The organism is Actinopolyspora mortivallis DSM 44261 (assembly GCF_000384035.1).
Lineage (GTDB): Bacteria > Actinomycetota > Actinomycetes > Mycobacteriales > Pseudonocardiaceae > Actinopolyspora > Actinopolyspora mortivallis.
The window spans coordinates 1-2,517 of the sequence record NZ_KB913024.1 but is presented as its reverse complement, the minus strand read 5'-3'; the positions used below and the strand labels follow the sequence as shown (position 1 = coordinate 2,517).

Below are 2,517 nucleotides of genomic sequence, written 5' to 3'. Positions count from 1 at the left end.
TGTTCATCGGCTTCGCCTACGCCGAACTCTCGGTGATGTTCCCCGTGGTCGGCGGCATCATCCGCTTCCCCCACTACTCCTTCGGCTCCTTCGCCAGCTTCAGCGCGGGATGGATCAGTTGGCTGGCCGCGGCGGCGGTCACTCCCATCGAGGTCCTGGCCACCATGCAGTACGCCTACCCCTACGCGGAATGGCTGATGACTCCCGTGGAAGGGGAGTACCTGGTCAGTGGCTACGGATGGCTGATCGCGATCGCGTTGATGGCGCTGTACAGCACCATCAACGCCCTGGGGGTGCGGCTGTTCGCCCGGCTGAACAACATCCTGGTCTGGTGGAAGCTCGCGGTGATCGTGCTGGTCGTCATCGTGTTCTTCGCGGTCTCCTTCCAGCCGGGCAACCTCACCGAGTTCGGCGGTTTCGCCCCGGAGGGAATCGGCACCGTGTTCACCGCCATCCCGGCGGCGGGAGTGGCGTTCTCCTACCTGGGCTTCCGCAACGGGGTGGAGTTCGCCGGTGAGACCAACAACCCCCAGCGCAACGTCCCCTTCGCCCTGATCGGTTCGGTGATCATCACGGCGGTCATCTACGTGCTGTTGCAGGTCGCCTTCGTCACCGGCCTGCCACAGAACCTGCTGGGTCAGGGCTGGGAGAACCTCTCCTTCGCCGAGAGCGCCGGGCCGCTGGCCGGGCTGGCGCTGCTGCTCAACGTCGTCTGGCTCGCCTGGCTGCTGCGGGTGGACGCGATCGTCTCGCCCGCCGACACCGGGTTGATCTACGCGGGGGTGACCACCCGGCTGTCCTACGCCAACGCCCGCAACGACAACGCCCCCCAGGTGCTGACCAGGCTCAACCGCCGAGGGGTGCCCTGGGTCTCGGTGCTGTTGATGTTCGTGGTGGGCTGCCTCTTCTTCCTGCCCTTCCCGGCCTGGTCGAAGTTCATCGGCTTCATCACCTCGGCCTTCGCCGTCTCCTTCGCCCCGGGATGTCTGGTGGTCGGGGCGTTGCGGCGGCAGCTGCCCGACCAGCCCCGCCCGTTCCGGCTGCCCGGCGGGGACACCATCCCGCTGCTGGCGTTCTTCGCCTCGAACCTGCTGGTGTTCTGGTCGACCTGGTCGATCAACGAGAAGATGCTGATCGGGCTGCTGGTCGGCTACGTGGTCTTCGTGCTCTACAACGTGTTCGGCCCGCACACCACTCCGCCGATCGACTTCCGCTCCGGCTCGTGGTTTCCCGTGTGGCTGCTCGGGATGCTCGTGCTGAGCTACTTCGGTGAGGTGACCCCCAACCAGCCCGCCGAGGCGGGGATCGTCCTCTCCGGTGGGGACGGCCCGATCGGTGTGGGACTGGGCGCGGTGCTCATCGCGGTGTGGAGTCTGGCGATCTACTACTACGCCATGGCCGTGCGGCTGCCCGCCCACCGCGCCGTCGCCCACATCGAGAAGACCCCCACCGACGCGCCGACGACCGCGGGCTGATTCTCGCTCCGCCGTAGCGGTGGACTCCGGCGCGTTCCACTCCGTGGGAAACCGAGCCCTCTCGACGGGAGACCTTCCTCGCGGGCTCCGCCCGTCAAAACCGGCCTCAGAAGCTGACCGTCCGTGGGCTGGGGACTCGCGGGAACTCGCAGCACAAGTCTGTATACAAAATGTTACTCAAATACTTAAAAGGTTAACCGTTTCGTGTTGACTAGCCTGCCCGAATCCTAGAGAGTCCACGCTCACAGTAGTTATCGACCTCACACAGGTACGGAAAGGGCTCATAGATGGCGACATCAACTGCGCCACCTACCCAGGCCAAGGTGCAGCTTGATCACGGCGTGCGCAGGGACGTCAACAAGATCAGCCTGTTGTTCACCGGGGTGGGCGCGATCATCGGCTCCGGATGGCTGTTCGGCGCCCTGTACGCCTCGCAGATCGCCGGTCCGGCAGCGATCCTGTCCTGGATCATCGGCGCGATCATGATCATGCTGATCGGCTTCGCCTACGCCGAACTCTCGGTGATGTTCCCCGTGGTCGGCGGCATCATCCGCTTCCCCCACTACTCCTTCGGCTCCTTCGCCAGCTTCAGCGCGGGATGGATCAGTTGGCTGGCCGCGGCGGCGGTCACTCCCATCGAGGTCCTGGCCACCATGCAGTACGCCTACCCCTACGCGGAATGGCTGATGACTCCCGTGGAAGGGGAGTACCTGGTCAGTGGCTACGGATGGCTGATCGCGATCGCGTTGATGGCGCTGTACAGCACCATCAACGCCCTGGGGGTGCGGCTGTTCGCCCGGCTGAACAACATCCTGGTCTGGTGGAAGCTCGCGGTGATCGTGCTGGTCGTCATCGTGTTCTTCGCGGTCTCCTTCCAGCCGGGCAACCTCACCGAGTTCGGCGGTTTCGCCCCGGAGGGAATCGGCACCGTGTTCACCGCCATCCCGGCGGCGGGAGTGGCGTTCTCCTACCTGGGCTTCCGCAACGGGGTGGAGTTCGCCGGTGAGACCAACAACCCCCAGCGCAACGTCCCCTTCGCCCT

At 65.2% G+C, this 2,517-nt stretch carries 2 protein-coding genes; both read left to right on the top strand.

Annotation, left to right across the window (positions count from 1 at the left end; translation table 11 throughout):
• Window positions 1-1,475 (top strand): APC family permease (locus ACTMO_RS19930; RefSeq protein ID WP_051098998.1); only part of this gene is annotated, 1,475 nt, incomplete at its 5' end.
• A gap of 287 nt (window positions 1,476-1,762) precedes the next feature.
• Window positions 1,763-2,517: APC family permease (locus ACTMO_RS0100005; RefSeq protein ID WP_026448711.1), on the top strand; the 755-nt coding region annotated here is incomplete at its 3' end.